Annotated in this window: 16 protein-coding genes and 1 pseudogene; 8 read left to right on the top strand and 9 right to left on the bottom strand. The window is 69.7% G+C overall.

The window, feature by feature from the left end; translation table 11 throughout:
• Positions 1–309: pseudogene (locus tag ACGFJ2_RS52855) on the bottom strand (RNA-guided endonuclease TnpB family protein); the annotation flags it as partial.
• 23 nt (positions 310–332) lie between these two features.
• On the opposite strand from ACGFJ2_RS52855, the gene tnpA reads away from it, so the two are divergent.
• On the top strand, positions 333–761 hold the full coding sequence (gene tnpA / locus ACGFJ2_RS52860; RefSeq protein ID WP_393481867.1) for an IS200/IS605 family transposase: 429 nt from the start codon (positions 333–335) through the stop codon (positions 759–761).
• A gap of 45 nt (positions 762–806) precedes the next feature.
• Here tnpA and ACGFJ2_RS52865 read toward each other — a convergent pair whose 3' ends face one another.
• Positions 807–995 (bottom strand): helix-turn-helix domain-containing protein, encoded by a 189-nt coding sequence (locus ACGFJ2_RS52865; RefSeq protein WP_358184845.1) that lies wholly within the window; start codon positions 993–995, stop codon positions 807–809.
• The gene (locus ACGFJ2_RS52870; RefSeq protein ID WP_393481870.1) at positions 979–2,622 is read right to left on the bottom strand and encodes a family 43 glycosylhydrolase; all 1,644 of its coding nucleotides are present in this window, start codon (positions 2,620–2,622) and stop codon (positions 979–981) included. Before ACGFJ2_RS52870 ends, ACGFJ2_RS52865 begins: the two co-directional genes overlap by 17 nt.
• 145 nt (positions 2,623–2,767) lie before the next feature.
• On the opposite strand from ACGFJ2_RS52870, the gene ACGFJ2_RS52875 reads away from it, so the two are divergent.
• Positions 2,768–3,268: a SigE family RNA polymerase sigma factor gene (locus ACGFJ2_RS52875; protein ID WP_358184775.1), complete on the top strand. Its 501-nt coding sequence runs from the start codon at positions 2,768–2,770 to the stop codon at positions 3,266–3,268.
• The gene (locus tag ACGFJ2_RS52880) at positions 3,265–4,383 is read left to right on the top strand and encodes a hypothetical protein (RefSeq protein ID WP_393481874.1); all 1,119 of its coding nucleotides are present in this window, start codon (positions 3,265–3,267) and stop codon (positions 4,381–4,383) included. Before ACGFJ2_RS52875 ends, ACGFJ2_RS52880 begins: the two co-directional genes overlap by 4 nt.
• 8 nt (positions 4,384–4,391) lie before the next feature.
• Here the strand turns inward: ACGFJ2_RS52880 and ACGFJ2_RS52885 are convergent, their stop codons facing one another.
• From ACGFJ2_RS52885 to ACGFJ2_RS52905, 5 genes are read right to left on the bottom strand one after another with little or no spacing between them, the layout of a single operon-like run.
• Positions 4,392–5,636, bottom strand: coding sequence for a right-handed parallel beta-helix repeat-containing protein (locus ACGFJ2_RS52885; protein WP_393481877.1), 1,245 nt, complete (start codon positions 5,634–5,636; stop codon positions 4,392–4,394).
• Between the two features lie 59 nt (positions 5,637–5,695).
• On the bottom strand, positions 5,696–7,471 hold the full coding sequence (locus ACGFJ2_RS52890) for a glycoside hydrolase family 13 protein (protein WP_393481880.1): 1,776 nt from the start codon (positions 7,469–7,471) through the stop codon (positions 5,696–5,698).
• A gap of 6 nt (positions 7,472–7,477) precedes the next feature.
• Entirely contained in the window at positions 7,478–8,317 is an 840-nt protein-coding gene (locus ACGFJ2_RS52895; protein WP_358184781.1) for a sugar ABC transporter permease, read from the bottom strand.
• A complete protein-coding gene (locus ACGFJ2_RS52900; RefSeq protein ID WP_393481883.1) occupies positions 8,314–9,882 on the bottom strand; it encodes an ABC transporter permease subunit in 1,569 nt (522 codons plus the stop codon). The genes ACGFJ2_RS52895 and ACGFJ2_RS52900 overlap by 4 nt, the downstream gene beginning before the upstream one ends.
• A gap of 4 nt (positions 9,883–9,886) precedes the next feature.
• Positions 9,887–11,170, bottom strand: a complete 1,284-nt coding sequence (locus ACGFJ2_RS52905) for a maltose ABC transporter substrate-binding protein (RefSeq protein WP_358184783.1) — start codon at positions 11,168–11,170, stop codon at positions 9,887–9,889.
• 267 nt (positions 11,171–11,437) lie between these two features.
• Here ACGFJ2_RS52905 and ACGFJ2_RS52910 point away from each other — a divergent pair, with 267 nt between their 5' ends.
• The 3 genes from ACGFJ2_RS52910 (at position 11,438) to ACGFJ2_RS52920 (ending at position 15,241) form a co-directional block, all read left to right on the top strand.
• Entirely contained in the window at positions 11,438–12,925 is a 1,488-nt protein-coding gene (locus tag ACGFJ2_RS52910) for a glycoside hydrolase family 13 protein (RefSeq protein ID WP_358184786.1), read from the top strand.
• 79 nt (positions 12,926–13,004) lie between these two features.
• Positions 13,005–14,345, top strand: coding sequence for a HAMP domain-containing sensor histidine kinase (locus ACGFJ2_RS52915; RefSeq protein ID WP_357952576.1), 1,341 nt, complete (start codon positions 13,005–13,007; stop codon positions 14,343–14,345).
• A gap of 77 nt (positions 14,346–14,422) precedes the next feature.
• Positions 14,423–15,241 carry an SAM-dependent methyltransferase gene (locus ACGFJ2_RS52920; protein ID WP_393481888.1) on the top strand — a complete coding sequence of 273 codons (819 nt, stop codon included), beginning with the start codon at positions 14,423–14,425 and terminating at the stop codon, positions 15,239–15,241.
• Positions 15,242–15,281: 40 nt separating this feature from the next.
• Here ACGFJ2_RS52920 and ACGFJ2_RS52925 read toward each other — a convergent pair whose 3' ends face one another.
• Positions 15,282–16,622: a cation:dicarboxylate symporter family transporter gene (locus tag ACGFJ2_RS52925; protein WP_357952574.1), complete on the bottom strand. Its 1,341-nt coding sequence runs from the start codon at positions 16,620–16,622 to the stop codon at positions 15,282–15,284.
• A gap of 105 nt (positions 16,623–16,727) precedes the next feature.
• Here ACGFJ2_RS52925 and ACGFJ2_RS52930 point away from each other — a divergent pair, with 105 nt between their 5' ends.
• Both ACGFJ2_RS52930 and ACGFJ2_RS52935 read left to right on the top strand, forming a co-directional pair.
• Entirely contained in the window at positions 16,728–18,245 is a 1,518-nt protein-coding gene (locus ACGFJ2_RS52930) for a sensor histidine kinase (protein ID WP_358184792.1), read from the top strand.
• Entirely contained in the window at positions 18,242–18,907 is a 666-nt protein-coding gene (locus ACGFJ2_RS52935) for a response regulator (protein ID WP_393481891.1), read from the top strand. Before ACGFJ2_RS52930 ends, ACGFJ2_RS52935 begins: the two co-directional genes overlap by 4 nt.
• Positions 18,908–18,951 lie beyond the last annotated feature (44 nt).

The raw sequence follows: 18,951 nt of genomic DNA on the forward strand, positions 1-18,951 counted from the left end.
GAACGTCGGCCGCTCGGCCGGGTGGTCGGGATTGAAGAAGTTCACCCACGCCTGCCGGTAGGTCTTCAGCACGGCTTGCGCAGCCTGAGCGGGCAACTGCCCCATCCACTCGATCTCGTGGCGGGCCTGCCGAATCGCCGCGTCGCACTCCTTCAGTGACGCGAGGCGGGCCTGGCGGAAGGTGGTGAACTCATGGAGCAGGTTCCACACGGCACGCGCGGTGTGGGCTTGACCGTCCAAAGCGGCCTCCTGGGCCGGGCTGAGGTCGAGTCGCGCCACGTGCGCACGAGTCCGCTTCACCTTCTCCACGCACTGATCATATCGTTTGGTTTATGTCACCACGATGGAATCCGAACCCCGACGTGAGAAGGGGACGATATGTCGTCCACAACCTTCATGCCCATTTGGTGTTCGTGACAAAGTACCGGCGTGGGGTGTTCACCGACGAGATGCTGATTCGCTGCGAGGAACTCATGCGCGAGGTACGCGCCGACTTCGAGGTCGAACTGCGCGAGTTCAACGGCGAGCACGACCACGTCCACCTGCTGGTCCACTATCCGCCCAAGGTCGCCCTGTCCAAACTCGTCAACTCGCTGAAAGGGGTCTCGGCCCGGATCCTTCGTAAGGAATACAGCGCACACGTCCGCACATACCTCTGGGGCGGACATTTCTGGTCTGGTTCCTACTTCGCCGGGTCGGTCGGCGGGGCGCCACTCACCGTGCTCAAGCAGTACATCGAGCAGCAGAAACGACCTGTGTGAGCGAAACTGCCGACAAAACCTGAAAGGTCAGGGCACGCTCGCGCCCTAGCGGGCACTCCCGCGTGGGCCTTCACCCCCGGTGTAAACGCCGGAGCACTGGCCCACATTCTGGTAAATGGTGAAGCGGCTGACTCCGAGTGCGGCGGCCGCCGTTTCGGGTGCCTGCTTGACCAGGAAGAACCCGCGGCGTTCCAGCTCGGCGAAGCCGGAGCTGCTGTCAACGCGCGCGGGGATGGATGGTCACCGGGCCGAAGACGGCCGTGCCCTCGCCGGGCGAACCGGGCGGGGCGGCCGCGAACAGGCCGAGTTCCGCCGAGATCCACCGTCCCTGCTCCGCCTGGAACCCCTCGAATCCGGTGACCCAGCCGTCACCAGCGCCACTCTCATCAGCGCCGCCGTTGCCACCGCGGTGGCGGAAGCGCAGCACGCAGACCCCCGCGCCGTCGGAGTCGATCCGTAGCCCGACGATCGCGGTCTCGTCGGGCAGCCGTGCGCTGAACCGTGTCACCTCGCCCTCATCACCGTCCTGGTACGTCCGGACCTCGACGCTGAGCCCGTCACGGTCGCGCGCCAATCCCACGTACGCGTAAGAGGCGCCGAGCACGACCACTCCGGCCCTGGTCCCCGGCTCATCCGCCGCCAGCTGGAGTGTGGTGGTGAACCGCGCGGCCACACCGGGCACCTGCTGGCCGAGCACCTGTGGCAGGTTCCGCAGGTTGCCCTCGTCGTTGGGCACCGCGCGCAGTCTCGCGTGACCGTCGCCGTCCAGACGCAGCAGGCCGGGAGCCGGATTCGCCTGCCAGTACCACTGCGGCCCCAGCTCCCCCGCCCGGAAGTCGTCGTCCCGCCCCGGCTCCGCCTGCCCGGAACCGGCCGGGCGAGGGTCCAGCGCCGAAGCACGAGCCGGAGCCGGATGCGGTCCCAGCGCCGGTGCCGAGTGAAGGACCGCCGCCGAGGCGCGCGCCGGGGCCGGGTGTTCCAGGACGGGATGTCCGTCCGCCCCCATCACCGGCCACCCGTCGTCCCCCCATCGCATCGGCTGCAGGTGGACCACCCTGCCGAACACGCCACGGTCCTGGAAGTGCAGGAACCAGTCCTCGCCCTCCGGTGTGGTGACCCAGGCCCCCTGGTGCGGCCCGTTGACCGGCGTGTCGCCCTGCTCCAGGACGACGCGGTCCTCGTACGGGCCCGCCAGCGACCGTGACCGGAACACCGACTGCCAGCCGGTCGCGACACCCCCGGCCGGGGCGAAGATCCAGTACCAACCGTCGCGCTTGTAGACCTTGGGCCCCTCCAGCGTCGAGTAGCCGGGCAGGGCGTCCCCGTCGATGACGGTGACGGGTGTGCCGATGATCTCGCGGGCGTCCGGCGTCATCTCCACCAGCGACAGCCGGTTGCTGATGCCGCTGCGGCTCTTCGCCCACCCGAACACCAGCCAGGCGCGCCCGTCGTCGTCCCAAAGGGGGCAGGGGTCGATCACCCCAGGGCCGGGGAGCAGGAGGTGGGGCGCCGACCACGGCCCAGCCGGATCCGTCGCCGTCAGCACATGAACCCCGTGGTCGGGGTCGGGGTAGAAGATCCAGAACAGGCCGTCGTGATGCCTGATGGAGGGCGCCCACGCCCCGCCGCCGTGCCGGGGCACCGTGAAGTGCTCCGCCGGTGGCACGGCGGGCAGCGCGCGGCCGATCAGCTCCCAGCGCAGCAGGTCGGGCGAGCGCAGGACAGGCAGGCCGGGGGCGCGGTTGAAGCTCGACGTGACCAGGTAGTAGGTCTCACCGACGCGGATGACGTCCGGATCGGGCCAGTCGGCGTTGAGCACGGGGTTGCGGTACGTGAGCCGCCCGGCCGGTTCGTCTGCCATGTGTCCAAGCTCCCGCAGCCAGCTGAGAAAACGTTTCCCCGCTATTCTGGCACGCCCTCCGTCGCCGCTCCGATCCAGATCCGATTCAACGGTTCGGCCCCTCGGCCCGTCTATGCCGTGACGGACCAAGGAAAGGCATAGGCCATTGGATGAAATTTCGCGCTTCGAGGACTTCGTCGCGGAACGGGCCGATGCCCTGCTGCGCTACGGATACCTGCTCAGCGGCAACCCGCACGACGCGGCCGACCTCACCCAGGAGGCGCTGATCCGGCTGCACCGGGCCTGGCCACGGGTGCGCCAGAAGCAGGCTCCCGAGAGCTACACCAGGATGATCATGGCCAGGTTGCACATCAGCGTCTGGCGGCTGCGCAGGCGCGAGCGGCTCGACTGGGCGCTGCCCGAGACCGCCCAGCTCGACGTGCTGCCCTCCGGCATCGAGCAGGACCTGTGGCAGGCGCTCGCCGGCCTGCCGCGCAAGCAGCGGGCCGTACTGGTCCTGCGCTACTACGAGGACCTCGCCGACGAGGAGATCGCCGGCGTCCTCGGCATCTCCCGGGGGACCGTGCGCAGTCACGCGTCGCTCGGCCTGGCCAAGCTCCGTTCCACCGTGCCCCACCCCTCAGCGATCGACGGGAGCCCCGCATGACCGACCAGTTGGAATCCCACCTGCGTTCGACCCTCGGCCACGCCGCCGAGCATGCGCCGAAGGCGCCTTTCGGGCTGCGTGCGGAGGTCGTGTCGCGGTCGCGGCGGCGCAGGACGCGCCGGCAGGCCCTCGTCGTGGCACTGGCCGTCACCGCCGTGGCCCTGCCGGTCACGCTGACGGCCACCGGCGGGCAGCAGGGTGGCGACGTCGCCACCGGCACCATCGACCCACGCCGCAGCTGGGACGTCATGGAGGGCAAGACTCCGATGGGCGACCGTCTGCTGATCGACAACCCGTCCGAGGAGCGGCCCCTGACTCTCTGGTACGCCAAGGGTAAGACGGGCACGTTCCTCTGCCAGTCCTACGAGAGCAGGACCGGCGTCACGACGCAAGGGTGCGGCAAGCCGCTCGACGACCGGAAGGCCACCAAGCAGAGTTCGACCGACTCGTTCCCCTATCCGTCCACGGGCGTGGTGATGTTCTTCGGCACCGCGCGGCTCGAGGTCGCCCGCGTGACCGCCCTGATCGAGGGCGGCGACCGGGTGACCGGGACAATCCACCGGCCGAAGGGCGCTCCCCAGGGCATCTGGACCGTGTCCGCGCCCACGAGCGAGACGGTGACGGCGTTCGAGTTCGCGGATGCCAAGGGCCAGATCGTGGCACGGATCAAGAACGAGCCCGCCATCTTCCCCGAGGAAAAGGCCCAGCCGGTCGGCCCGGCCGTGCGGATGCCGGGAGGTCTGTCCGTAGGTCTCTACAAGGTGCCCGGCGAGACGCTGCTCTGGAAGCTGAACGGACAGACCGTCGTCATGAATCTCGTCGATCCCGACCGCCTGATGACCGACATGGGCGGCAAGAAGTACCCCGTGGAGCTGGCCGAGCACGACAAGCGCTGGCTGGGCATCGCCAGCGCGAAGACCGCCCGGGTCACCCTGCTCTTCGGCGACGGCCGTTCCCTGTCGGCCGTCACCCGGCCGGACCCGTGGAACCTCGGCATCCGCTTGTTCGCCGGGACGCACGATCGCGCCCGCAGCATCATCTACGAACGCTTCCAGATCATCGGCTACGACGACGCGGGCGTGGAGATCTGGCAGCAGACCCAAGAAAAGCGCTGAACAGGGTTTCAGCGCTGAAAGACGCCGGCGTTCGGGGCGGCGGGCAGGCCCGCGATGTCCGTGCCGCCCGACGCCCGGCCGAACCACGCGGCACCGAGCCGGACGCCCCGGCCCAGCGCCGGCGAACCGGGCCGTAGGTGCAGGTCAGTACGGGAGACGAAGCGGGGGTCCGCCTTCACCGACTTGGGCCCCAGTTTGAAGGCGTACGTCCGCCCCTTGTACACGCCGCCCGCGTCGTCGGCGCCCTTCCCGTCCTCGTACCCGGCCTCACCGCCGACCGAGATCGCGTTGTTGCGCAGCTTGAGTATCGACGGCGAGCACCCGCCGTGGCAGGACCAGCCGATCGTCTCGCGCGCGGGCAGGTAGACCGAGTTGTGCACCGCGATGGTCCCCGTCACCGGGCCGACGATGTGCTGGGGGCCACGGGTGATCAGGAACGATCCATGCTTGCGCGAGGAGGTGACCACGTTGAAGGCGAACACGTTCCCGGCGGCCGTCTTCCCCTTGCGGGCGCCGAGCTCGGTGAACGTCTCGTTGTCGCGGGCGGTGTTGTGCGTGATCAGGTTGCGGTCGCCGTCGAAGATCTCGATCGCCGCCCCGTCGAAGCCATAGTCGTTACTCGGCGCGTAGCTGCCGGTGATGGTGTTGCCCGTCACCGTGTTGTCGTCGCCGTTCAGCAGGATGCCGAACGCCCCGGAGTCGTTGTCGGGCTCGGAGTCGTTCACGCTCATCCGGGCGTTGGAGGTCAGCGTGCTGTCCCTGATGACGTTGCGGGAGCCGCTGGGGGTGACCAGCACTCCGGCGATGTTGCGGTCGGCCCGTACGCCGACGAGCTCGTTGCCGTCGCCGCTCAGCTCGAACCCCGCCCATTGGCAGCCGGAGGCGCGCAGGCCGCTGATGCGCCAGTGGTTGCCGATCACGACGACGCAGTTGCCGTCCATGCCGGAGATCTTCGCCATGGGGCCGGTCCCGTACGGCTGGATGACGATGGGTTTGGCCGCCGTGCCCTTGGCGCTCAGGGTGAGGGTGCCCGTCCACTTGCTGCCGCGTTTGACGCTGACCGCGTCGCCGGGTTTGAGGTCGGCGGCGCCGATCTTCTCGAGGGATTTCCAGGGTTTGGTGGCGCTGGTCCCGGCAGCCGAGTCGTCGCCCGTCCGCGAATCGACGTAGTAGGTGGTGCCCGCGCGGGCCAGGGCCGAGGCCGGGAGGGCGGGCGCGAGCGAGGCGATGACGGCCACGGAGAGCAACCTCATGCGAACACACCACTATCTAGTTTAAATCTGAACGATGGGGGGGCGCCCACGCTAGCGCGTCACCGCGCGAGGCGCCAGACACGCAGCGAAGGGCCATCACCCGGCAACACATCGGTGTCAGAAGCGTTATAAACCCCTGCCGCCCGCATGGGAAGGGGAATGGCCTGGCCCGGCGCCCTGCGCGCGCACACCAGCAGCGACTCCTCGGCGCTCTCCCGGAGAAAGACCAGGCAGTCGGCGTCGGCGTGCAGCCACCGCAGCCCGCCGTGGCGCAGCGCGGGCTCGGCCCGGCGCAGACCGAGCAGCTCCCGGTAGGCGGCCAGCGTCGCGAGGTCCTGATCGGCGGGCCGGTCCCAGGGCATGGGGGTACGCGCGTGCTCGCCGTTCACCCCCGTCAGCCCGAACTCGCTGCCCGCGAACACCATCGGCGTGCCCGGCAGCGTGGCCTGCAGCCCGAGCGCGACGAGGTGACGCTCCGCCGAGCCGGTCACGGTGCGGATGCGCGGCGAGTCGTGCGAGTCGAGCAGTTGCCATGAGTGCGCCTGCGAGCGCCACGACAGGTGGGAGGCGAAGGCGCGGAACGTCGCGTACGTCTGGAGCCCGTCACGCGACGGCACCCCGCCGGGCACGCCGAGGAAGTTCGCCAGCTCCAGGTCGGGCGAGCGCAGCCAGGCCCACACCGGCCGGGTGAAGCCGCCGTAGTTCATCGTGCCGTGCCAGCCGTCGCGGTCCAGGTCGGGCGAGGCGTCGTGACAGTGCTCGGCGATGAGCGCCGCGCCGGGCCCGATCGCGCGCCGCAGCAGGGCGGCGATCTCGTGGTTGTGGTCGTCGCGGCCGTGCCTGCCGGTCATGTTCGCGACGTCGACGCGCCAGCCGTCGAGCGGGCCCAGCCACTTCTTCAGTACGGCCGGTATCCGCGCCCGCACCAGGTCGCCGCCCCAGTTGAGCTTGGGCAGCGACTTGACGCCGTACCAGGACTCGTAGTCGCCGGTGGCGGGGTCGATGTAGAACATCTCCCGCTCCGGCGCGCCCACGTCGGACATCGCGGCGGTGAACCAGGGGTGCGTCCGGCCGCAGTGGTTCGTGGTGATGTCGCCGATCAGCCGCATGCCGCGCGCGTGCAGCGCGTCGGCGAGCCGGTGCAGCGCCTCGTCTCCGCCGAGCAGGGGGTCGACGCGGTCGAAGTCGGCGGCGTCGTAGCGGTGGTTGGAGCGGGCCGGGAAGATCGGTGTCAGGTAGACGGTGTCCGCGCCGAGCGCCTGGACGTGGTCAAGACGCTGGTCGATGCCGTCGAGGTCGCCGCCGTAGAACTGCTGGGACGTGCCGGGGCCCGAGGGGATGACCGGGTCGCGGTCCCAGTCGCGCGGCAGCGCCCAGTCCGGCAGCTCCCGCATCGGCCTGGACCTGGCGAAACGGTCAGGGAAGATCTGGTAGACGATCGCGTCGGCCAGCCACGGGGGCGGCGTCTCGTGGCAGACCAGCCGGAAGTCGGTGGCGTCGGTGACGTCGTGCGCGACGAGCCCGGCCGCGGTCAGCCACGCCTGGCCGGACGTGGTGTGCAGGAGGAAGCGATAGGGGGTGACCGGGTTGGCGGCGACGAGGTCCGCGCGCCACCAGATGTCCGTCTCGCCGTACCCGCCAACGGAGCCGGGGGTGTCGAGTGAGGCGGCGGTGAAGCGGGGTTCGCCGTCGCGGACCGTACGGACGTGCACGCCGGTGATCCCGGCCGACAGCGGCGCCCGCAGCCGGACCGTCACCGTCGAGCCGGGCGCCGGCGCCTGGGTGGAGACGTACAGAGCGGAGCCGTCGTGATGCGGCTCGCCGAGAAAGCGCAATGAGACCTATCCCTTGACGGCCCCGGCCGTGAGCCCGGAGACGATGTACTTCTGCAACCACAGGAACACGCCGACCGTGGGGACGGCGGTGAGCAGCGTGGCCGCGGCGAACATGCCGAAGTTGGCGTTGCGCTGGTCCCCCGCGATCATCCCGTACATGCCCACGGCCAGCGTCTTGCTCTCCGGATCGCGCAGGAAGACGTTGGCCATGATGAACTCGCTCATCGTGCCGATGAAGGCCAGCAGCGCGGTGACCGCGAGGATCGGCGTGACCAGCGGCATGATGACCCGCCAGAAGATCTGCGCGTGCGTGGCGCCGTCGACCGTGGCCGCCTCGTCGAGCTCCTTGGGGACGGTGTCGAGGAAGCCCTTCATCAGCCAGGTGTTCACGCCCAGCGCGCCGCCCAGGTAGAGCAGCATGAGCCCCCACACGGTGTTGAAGCCGAACGCGGGATAGAGCTCGGTCACCTTGGTGAAGATCATGAAGATCGTCACGATGGCCAGGAACTGCGGGAACATCTGGATGAGCAGCAGCGCCAGCAGCCCGACCCGGCGCCCCCGGAAGCGCATCCGGCTGAAGGCGTAGGCGGCGAACATCGACAGCAGCAGACTGGCGAACGACGACGTCAGCGCGACGAACACCGAGTTGATGAACCACCTGGCGAACGGATACCGGTCGGAGGTGAACAGGTCGGCGAAGTTCCCGAGGCTGGCCCCGGTCGGCAGCAGGTCGGTGGAGGCCAGCGTGCCCAGCGGGTTGATCGCGGCGGAGACCACGAACAGGATCGGAAAGACCGCGAACGCGCACACCACCAGCACGAACACGTGCCGCAACGCGAGTCTCATGCGTAGACCTCCTCCTGCCTGCGGGTCCGGCGGAAGGCCACCGCGGAGATGATCGCCACGATCGCGAAGATGAACACCGAGATCGAGGCGGCGAAGCCGAACTGGGCACCATAGGTGCCGAACGCCAGCCGGAAGGTGTAGGTGATCAGCAGGTCGGTGGCCCCCACCTGCGGGCTCTCCGCCGGGAACGGGCCGCCCTCGCTGGTGAGCGCGATCGCGTTGAAGTTGTTGAAGTTGTAGGCGAACGACGAGATCAGCAGCGGCGTCAGCGCCACCAGCAGCAGCGGCAGCGTCACCTTGCGGAAGCCCTGCCACGGCGTCGCCCCGTCGATGGAGGCCGCCTCGGTCAGCTCGCGCGGGATGGCCTGCAGCGCGCCCGTGGTCACCAGGAACATGTACGGAAAGCCGAGCCAGAGGTTGACCAGGATGACCGCGAACCTGGCGGTGGACGGCTGCCCCATCCAGTCGACGTCCAGCCCGAACAGCTGGTTGATCAGCCCGAAGTCGCGGTTGAACATGTCCCGCCAGACCAGCAGCATCGCGAAGGCGGGCATCGCGTACGGCAGGATCAGCGCGATCCGGTAGAAGCGGGTGCCGCGCATGCGCGGATGGTGCAGCGCGAGCGCCACGGCCATGCCTAGCGCGAACGTGGCCGCCACGGAGGCCAGCGCGAACACCACGTTCCACCCGAAGACCCCGATGAAATATCCGGAGATCGTGGGGTTCGTCAGGACGCGGGTGAAGTTCGCGAACCCGACGCTCACCTGCCAGCCCTGCGCGAGGTGCGCGCCCGTGGCGTTGACGAAGTAGCCCTGCCCCTCGTCGGCCTTCCATCGGTCGCCCTCGCCCTGGACGCAGTCGCAGCGCGCGTCATAGACCAGCGCCGAGCGGCCCTCGACCGCGCGGCTCAGGCCGTTCGCCTTGATCAGGCCGCCACGGGTCGGTACGGCCAGCGCCGCGATCTGCTGCGCCCTGGCCGCCGCCTGCGGTGCCGTCAGTACGGTGAAGCCGGGCGCCCGCAGCACCTTGCCCGTCACGCCCACCTGGGCGCCGGGCACCGGCGCGAGCCCGGCCGGGTCGCCGGCCTGGACCTGCTTGGTCTTCGGGTCCACGAGGAGGAAGACCAGCCGGTCGCCCTTGAGCGCCGTGGTCAGGCTGTACTCGGGTGAGCCGGGCGCCTGGCGTACGGAGCCGGTCTCGATCGCCGTGATGGCGGCCTGCTTGTCGCCGCGGTGGCCGTCGCCGAAGTTCGTGAACGCCGTGCTGACCGTGTAGAGGACCGGGAACACCTGGAAGGCGATCAGGAAGACGGTGCCGGGGATCAGGTACTTGGCCGGGATGAAGCGGCGGGTCAGGTAGAGGTAGGCGATGGCCGCGGTGGCCAGGCCGAGAACCGCCAGGGCGGGCCACGACCCGGCGGCGACCAGGGGCGGCGCCGCGTACACCAGGAGCGCCGCCGCCACCGCGAGCACCACGACCCTGCTGACCAGGAACGCCGTGGTGATCTCGCGGCGGGGCCGCGGGGGAGCATGGGATCCCGCGGCCGCACGCACGTCCAGGGACATGACGTCAGTTCTTGAGGGAGCTGTCGATGGCCTTCTGCGCGGCCTCGGCGGCCTTGGCCGCGTCGCCGCCCTTGACCACCGCCGCCTCGGCGATGCCGAACGGCTCCCAGACGGCCTGCATCTCGGGGATGGCCGGCATCGGCATACCGTTCTTGCCCGCGTCCATGAACTTGCCCGCGTCGGGGTCGGTCGCGCCGACCTCCTGCAGCGCCTCCGTCAGCGCCGGGGGCCGCGGGTCGGCCGCGTACAGGGCCTTGGCCACGTCCTTGTTGGTCACGTAGTTGGCGACGAACTCCTGCGCCAGGGTCTTGCTCTTGCCCTTGGAGGCCACGAAGAACGACTGGACGCCGACGAACGGGGTGGCGGGCTTGCCGTCCTTGAACGACGGGACGGGCGTGATGTCGTAGCTGATGCCGCCCTTCTTCACATCGCCCATGGCCCAGGGGCCGGAGATCAGGAACGCGCACTTGCCGCCGGCGAAGCTGGCGATGTAGTTCTCGTTGGTGATGGACGTCTTGAGCGCGCCGTCACCCTTCTCCCCCAGCTCCTTCAGCTTGCCGAACGCCTTGACCGAGTCGGGCGAGCCGAGCAGCACCTTCTTCGGGTCCGGGTCGCCGGAGGCGGTGGTGCCGAACAGCGAGCCGCCGCCCGCCGCGAAGATCGGGTAGACGTGGAAGGCGTCGCCCTTCTGCGCCACCGGCAGGCAGAGCACCTCCTTGACCTTGCCCGCCGCCTTGAGCTCCTTGCCCTTCTTGACCATGTCCTCGAGCGTCGCGGGGGCCTCGGGCGCGAGCTTGGTGTTGCGGATCAGCGCGATGTTCTCCACCGCGTACGGCGCGGCCATCACCTGCCCGTCGAAGGTGACCGCCTTGATGGCGATCTCCGGGAACGCCGCCTTCTGCGCGTCGGTGAGGTTGACCGGGTCGATGGCACCGTTCTGCACCAGGTTGCCGATCCAGTCGTGCGCGCCGACCATGATGTCCGGGCCGCTGCCCTGCTGGGAGGCGGTGAGGAAGGTCTGCTGGTTGTCCTTGCTGATCTCCTTCACCTCGACGGTCACGCCGTTCTCGGTGCCGAACTGCTCGGCGAAGGGCTTGAGCGCCTTGACCCGGTTGGGGTCGGCCCAGATCACCAGCTTGCCGCTGCCCTTGTCGGCGGGGGCCGAGGAGGAGGCGGCGGCGGAACCGCTGGGGGCGGCGGAGGGGGTGCCGGGCTGAGAACCGCCGCAGGCCGTGGCGGCTAATGCCAGGGACGTGAGAGCGGCCACACCCAGGGCTCGCTTGCGCATGGGACCTCCTGAGGTCACGGAGGGAGCAATTGACCGCTTTCGCGGCTTATGTTTCCGGGACGTTAGCGACTCTTTGCAAAATTTGGAAGAACTTGCGAAAGAGCGTTACCCGATCCAGACCCGCTGGATACTCCCTTGACCTCGCCAACCGAACGCGGCGGAGAAGTGGGGCCCCATCTGCAACTTTCCGCAACTTACACTTGACCCCACTGAACCATGCAGGCCATCCTGCACCAGACATCACGGACAAACCCCGGAAGGACCCCCATGCTCGGCAACGACGACTGGTGGCGGGACGCCGTCGTGTACCAGGTCTACCCACGCAGCTTCGCCGACGCGAACGGCGACGGCATGGGAGACCTGCCGGGCGTGCGCGAGCGCCTGGACTACCTCGCCGAGCTGGGCGTGGACGCCATCTGGCTGAGCCCCTTCTACACCTCGCCGATGGCCGACGGCGGTTACGACGTGGCCGACTACCGCGACGTGGATCCGATGTTCGGCACGCTGGCCGACCTCGACGGGCTGATCGCCGACGCGCACGAGCGGGGCATCAGGGTGATCGTGGACCTGGTGCCGAACCACTCCTCCGACCGGCACCCGTGGTTCCAGGCAGGGCTGCGCGACCGCTACATCTTCCGGGACGAGCCCAACGACTGGGAGTCCATCTTCGGCGGCCCCGCCTGGACCCAGGTGGCCGACGGGCAGTGGTATCTGCACCTGTTCGCGCCCGAACAGCCCGACCTCAACTGGGACAACCCGGAGGTGCGGGCCGAGTTCCGCGACATCCTGCGGTTCTGGCTGGAGCGCGGGGTGGACGGCTTCCGCGTCGACGTGGCGCACGGCATGGTCAAGGCCGCCGGGCTGCCCGACGTGGGGCCCAAGGAGGGCCGCCAGGCCGAGATGCTCGGCGACGAGCGCGTGCCGTACTTCGACCAGGACGGCGTGCACGAGATCTACCGCGAGTGGCGGCCGATCCTCGACTCCTACCCCGGCGGGCGGATGGCCGTCGCCGAGGCGTGGGTGTCCTCCCCCGAGCGGCTGGCCCGCTACGTCGGCCCCGACGAGCTGCACCAGGCGTTCAACTTCGACTTCCTGCTGGCCGACTTCCACGCCAAGTCCTTCCGCGCGGTCATCGAGAAGGCGCTGGCCGAGGCGGAATTGGTGGGCGCGCCGACCACCTGGGTACTGTCCAACCACGACAAGCCCCGGCACGTCACCCGCCACGGCGGCCTGGCCAGGGCCAAGGCGGCCACGCTGCTGATGCTGGCGCTGCCCGGCTCGGCCTACCTCTACAACGGCGAGGAGCTCGGTCTGCCCGAGGTGCTCGACCTGCCCGACGAGCTGCGGCAGGACCCGGCGTTCCTGCGCAGCGGCGAGAGCCGCGACGGCTGCCGGGTGCCGATCCCGTGGACCACCGCCCCCGGCCTCGGCTGGCAGGACCCGTGGCTGCCGATCCCCGCCTCGTGGGCGGCGCTGTCGGTCGAGGCCCAGCACGACGACCCCGGCTCCACGCTGAACCTCTACCGGACCGCGCTGCGCCTGCGCAAGGCCCACCCGGCACTCGGCGGCGGCACGCTGACCTGGCTCGACTCGCCCAAGGACGTGCTGGCCATCGAGCGCTCGCCCGGCCTGGTCGTCATGCTGAACACCAGTGACCAGCCGGTGGAGGTGACCGGCGAGGTGCTGCTGTCGAGCGGCCCGCTCACCGCGGACGGCACCCTGCCGCCCGACACCACGGTGTGGCTCCAGCACTGACACGGGGCTGTTGGAGAATGGGACAAACTTTCCCCTTGTCCGACATATCGGGGTAAATGCCGTTAGTAGCCTCGATTTGATGTCACGCCTATGGGCGAGTTCTCTCCGCGGCCGCATCACGCTGGTGGCGGCCGCGGTGGCTACCGCTGTGCTGATTCCCGTGGGGACCGGCACGATCCTCGTGGCCAGGTCCGTGGTCGAGGCGAACGTGTGGAAGCAGACCAGGGACACCGCCGAGCAGGTGGCGGCCGAGTGGCGCGTGGGCGACCTCCCGCTGGGCGCGGCGATGCCGCTGATCGACCCCTCCGTCGACCTGATCCAGGTCGTCACGCCGACCGGTCAGGTGGTGGCGACCAGCGACGCGGCCCGCAACCTGCCGCCGCTCAGCGACGTCTGGCCCACCGCGGACAACCGGGTCATCAGCACCACGCACTGCCTGCCGAGGCAGTGCGTCCACCTGACGGCCGTCCGCACGTCGCCGTCCCCGACCTCGAACGTCGTGTACGCCGGGCGCACCACCCCCGGCCTGCTGGACACGAGGATCCTGGAGGCCGTCGTACTCACCGAGATCCTCGTGCTCATCGCGCTGGCCACCTGGACGACCTGGCTGGTCATGGGCCGGGCGCTGCGGCCGGTGGGCGCGATGCGGGCCGAGCTCGACGCGGTCAACGCCAGCGACCTGAGCAGCCGGGTGAGCCAGCCGCCGGGCAAGGACGAGGTCGCCCAGCTCGCCAGGTCCGTCAACGGCACGCTGGCCCGACTGGAACGCTCGGCGTACCAGCAGCGCCGGTTCGCCTCCGACGCCTCGCACGAGCTGCGTACCCCCATCGCCGGGCTGCGCGCGCAGCTGGAGAGCGCCCAGCTCTACCCCGAGGACACCGACTTCATCGCGCTGGTGGACAGCGCGCTGCGCGACACCGACCGGCTCGAAGCGATCATCACCGACCTGCTGCTGCTGGCCAGGATCGGCTCCCGCGTGGACGTGGTGAAGGAGCGGGTGGATCTCGCCGTCCTGGTCCGCGACGAGCTGTCAACCCGCAATGACCGGCTGCCCGTCAAGCTGATGCTGGACGAGGGCGTGGTGGTGGAGGGGGTACGCCTGCAACTGGCCCGGGTGCTGACGAACCTGCTGGACAACGCCCAGCGGCATGCCGAGAGCATCGTCAAGGTGGCGGTCACCAGGGACGGGGACATGGCCGTACTGGCCGTGGAGAACGACGGCGTGGAGATCGCGCGGGCCGACCGCGAGTCCATCTTCGAGCGCTTCACCCGCCTGGACGCGGCCCGCAGCCGCGACTCCGGCGGCACCGGCCTGGGCCTGGCCATCGCGCGCGACGTGGCGGTGGCGCATCGCGGCGAGATCCACGTCGAGGAGTGTCGCGGCGGCGCCCGCTTCGTGCTGAGGCTGCCTGCCGTGTGACACGATCCACCTCCCGTTAGTCACCTTGTGACATGAAACGGTGGATTTCCTGATTGTTTGTCCGAGATCATGGGCACATGACGGAACAAGCGCCGCAAGGTGTGGACCCGCACATCCCCAATGCGTCGCGGATGTACGACTACTTTCTCGGTGGCAAGGACAACTTCAAGGCCGACCGGGATCTCGCCGAACTGGTGATGAGCGTCCTCCCCGAGGTCAGAGAGGGCACGAGGCAGAACCGCAAGTTCATCGGGCGAGTGGTCGAATACCTGTGCCGTCAGGGCATCACCCAGTTCCTCGATCTCGGCTCCGGCCTCCCGGCCGCGGAGAACGTGCACGAGGTCGCCCACCGGTTCGCGCCGGACGCGCGCATCGTCTACGTCGACAACGACCCCGTGGTCGCCGCGCATGGCCGCGCCCTGCTGGCCGACCCGAAGAAGGTCGCCATGGTGCTGGGCGACGGCCGCGAGCCGGAGAAGCTCCTGCGGCATCCCGAGGTGCTGTCGGTGCTGGACTTCGACCAGCCGGTCGCGGTGCTCATGATGTTCTTCCTGCACCTGGTGCCCGACGAGGACCGCCCGCAGGAGTTCGTGGCCGCCTACCGGGACGCGCTGGCGCCGGGCAGCTACCTGGCCATCTCCCATGTCGGCAACGACGTCGTGCCGGAGCGGGTGGCCAAGATCGTTGAGTTCTACCAGAAGGCCAACTCGCCGTTCTGCCCGCGCCCCGGCGCGGAGATCGCCCGGTTCTTCGGTGACTTCGAGCTGATCCCGCCGGGGCTGGCCAGCGGCCTGGGGCCGGAGGTCGGCTGGCCGTTCAACGACCCAGAGGAGACGATCTTCCTCGACGACGAGATGGCGCGGATGGGCTACGCGGGCATCGGCCGCAAGCTCTGACCCGTCTGACGACGGAGCAGAGCTTGCGACGACCAGCGGCTCAGACCGGCGACATCTCCCGCCGCTCGTCGTCCGCCGCGGGCGGCTCGGGCCGCTCGTCCTCGTCCAGCAGCGTCGACTCGTCGAACGGCGCGTTGCCGGCGAGCACCTCGGCGGCTCGTTCCTTGTCGAAATCCCCCGTCCAGGTGGCGACGAGGATGGTGCCGACCGCGTTGCCGGCGAAGTTCGTCAGGGCGCGGGCCTCGGACATGAACCGGTCGATGCCGACGATGAGGCCGACGCCGTCGACCAGCGCCGGCCGGTGCGACTGGAGAGCACCGGCCAGCGTGGCCAGGCCCGCTCCGGTCACGCCCGCCGCGCCCTTGGAGGCGATCATCATGAACAGCAGCAGCGCGATCTGCTCACCGAACGACAGCGGCGCTCCGGTGGCCGAGGCGACGAACAGCGTGGCCATGGTCAGGTAGATCGCGGTGCCGTCGAGGTTGAAGGAGTAACCGGTCGGCACGGTGATGCCGGCCACCGTACGGCTCACGCCGAGGTGCTCCATCTTGGCGATCAGCCGGGGCAGCGCGGCCTCGGACGACGACGTGGACAGGATCAGCAGGAACTCGCGCCCCAGGTAGCGGAAGAGCGGCCACATGCCCACCTTGGCCACCATCCACAGCAGCGGGCCGAGCACGAGGCCGACGAACAGCAGGCAGGTGATGTAGAAGGCGACCATGATGATGCCCAGGGCCTTGAGCGCGTCCAGGCCGGTGGCGCCGACGACGGCGGCGATGGCGCCGAACGCGCCGATCGGCGCCGCCCACATGATCATGGCGAGGATGCGGAACACCAGCCGCTGGATGTGCTCGACGGCCGTCAGGATCGGCGCGGCCTTGGGTCCCATGGCCAGCAGCGCGAACCCGACGAGGAGCGCGACCAGCAGCGTCTGCAGCGTCTGTCCCTCGGTGAACGCCGACACCAGCGTGGTCGGGATGATGCTGAGCAGGAAGTCGGTCGATCCGGCGGCGGCCCCCTTGGCCGCCTCGGCCTCCGCGGCCTGCTTGGCCGCGTCGGTGAGGTGCAGCCCTGAGCCCGGGTCGATGAAGTTGCCGACCACGAGTCCGATGATCAGGGCTACGGTGGACATGATGGTGAAGTAGCCGATGGTGAGGCCACCGACCTTGCCGACCTTGGCCGCCTTGCTGACCGAGCCGACACCGAGCACGATCGTGCAGAAGATGATCGGGCCGATCATCATCTTGACGAGGTTGACGAACGCGGTGCCGAGCGGCTTGAGCTCCTTGCCGACGTCCGGCCAGACGAATCCGACCAGGATCCCTAGCAGCACCGCCACGATGACGGCCATGTAGAGAAGGTGGGTGCGATCACGACGCATGGGACGGTCTCCGGTCGTATGGACGAGACTGCTAACCATGCGAATATGCGCTCTGTGGTGACGCAGGTCACCATTGCGTAAGTTTCGTACACTGAAGAGATTCCCATGAGCCGATGGACCCTGGCCGGCCAGATGCTGGCCCTGCAACTGTTCGTTGTCGTCCTCACCCTGGTGAGCGCCGCCACGCTCGTCTCCGTGCTGGCCGGCAACCTCGTCACGGCCGAGGCGGCGGCCCAGGCCAGGGCGGCGGCCACCGCGGTGGCGGCCTCGCCCGACGTGCTGGCCGCGCTGGACGCTCCGTCGCCGACCAGCCGCCTGCAGCCGTTCGCCGAGCAGGTGCGTACCCAGACGGGCGTCGACTTCGTCACCATCATGAAGCCCGACGGAACCCGCTACACCCACCCCAACCCGGCGGAGATCGGCAAGCGCTTCCTCGGCCACATCGACCAGGCCCTGCGCGGGCAGACGTTCACGGAGACCTACACCGGCACGCTCGGCCCGTCCGTGCGGGCGGTCGCCCCGGTCCGCGCGCACGGCGCGACCGGCCCGGTGCGGGCGCTGGTCAGCGCGGGCATCAAGGTCGAGAGAGTGAGCGCCAGGCTGCGCGGCCTGCTCTTCTGGACCGGGCTCATCGCGCTGGTCGTGCTCGCCCTCGGCGCCGCCGGCACCTGGCTGGTGACGGCCCGGCTGCGCAGGCAGACCCACGGGCTCGGGCCGGCCGAGCTGGGCCGCATCCACGAGCACCATGACGCGGTGCTGCACGCCGTACGCGAGGGGCTGCTGCTGGTCGGCAAGGACGGCACGCTGACGCTCTGCAACGACGCCGCGCGGCAGCTGCTCGGCCTGCCCGCCGACGCCGAAGGGCGGCACCTGGACGAGCTGGGCCTGTCGGAGGTGCTGGACGCCGGCCAGGAGGAGCGGGTGCACCTGGTCGGCGACCGGGTGCTGGCCGTCAACGGCGCGGCCAGCAGGCTGGGCACGGTGGTGACCGTGCGCGATCACACCGAGCTGCAGGCGCTGGCCGGGCAGCTGGACGCCGAGCGCGGGTTCGCCGAGTCGCTCCGGTCGGCCGCCCACGAGTCGGCCAACAAGCTGCACACGGTCATCACACTGGTGGAGCTGGGCCGCACGGAGCAGGCCGTGGCGTTCGGCACCGCGGAGCTGCGGGCGGCGCAGCATCTGACGGACCGGGTGATGGGCGCGGTACGCGAGCCGGTCCTGGCCGCGCTGCTGCTGGGCAAGAGCGCGGAGGCGGCCGAGCGCGGCGGCGAGCTGGTGATCAGCGAGGACAGCGAGCTGGACGACCTCGGCCTGGACGCCGGGGAGCTCGTCACGATCGTCGGCAACCTCATCGACAACGCGATCGACGCGGCGACGCGGGTCGAGGTGCTGCTGCGGGCCGGGCCGGACGGCTTCCTCATCAGGGTGGCCGACGACGGGCCCGGTCTGATCGCGCCCGACGCGTTCCGGAAGGGCTGGACCACCAAGGGCGACGGGCACGGCCTGGGGCTCGCGCTGGTGGGGCAGGCGGTGCGGCGGCTGGGCGGGTCGATCGAGGTGGACGGCTCGGTGTTCACCGTACGACTGCCCGTTCCCGAGCCCGCGACGGAGCCGGTCCGATGATCTCGGTGCTGGTGGTCGAGGACGAGGAGATCACCGCCGAGGCCAACCGCATCTACGTGGCCCGGGTGCCGGGCTTCGAGGTGGCGGGCGTGGTGCGCTCGGGCGGGGAGGCGCTGCGGTTCCTGCGGCGCACGCCGGTCGATCTCATCCTGCTCGACCTGTACCTGCCCGACATGCCGGGGCTGGAGGTCTGCCGGGCCGTACGGGCGGGCGGGCTGCTGTGCGACGTGATCGCGGTCACCTCCGCGCGCGATCTGGCCATGGTGCGCTCGGCGGTGTCGCTGGGCATTTCGCAGTACCTCCTCAAGCCGTTCACCTTCTCGACACTTCACGAGAAGCTGACCCGCTATGCCCGGTTCAAGGAGGAGGCCTGCGAGATCGTCGGGCAGGGTGACGTGGACCGGGTGCTCGGCACCCTGCGCGGCCGCTCCGAGCTGCCGAAAGGCATGGCCCGCGACACCCTCGACGTGGTCGTCGCCGAGCTGCGCGGGCGCCCCGCGGGGATGTCGGCCCAAGCCGTGGGGACGGCGGCCGGGGTCTCCCGGGTGACAGCCCGCAGATACCTGGAACACCTGGTGGAGCTGGGGATCGCGATACGGATGCCACAGTACGGCGGAGTGGGCCGTCCAGAGTTGCTCTACCGGATCCCCCCGGAAAGTTAATAAAGGGGATGCTGCTCGTTCAATCCGTGCCTCTAGCTTCGGGA

It is taken from the genome of Nonomuraea sp. NPDC049028 (assembly GCF_043197735.1).
Classification (GTDB): domain Bacteria; phylum Actinomycetota; class Actinomycetes; order Streptosporangiales; family Streptosporangiaceae; genus Nonomuraea.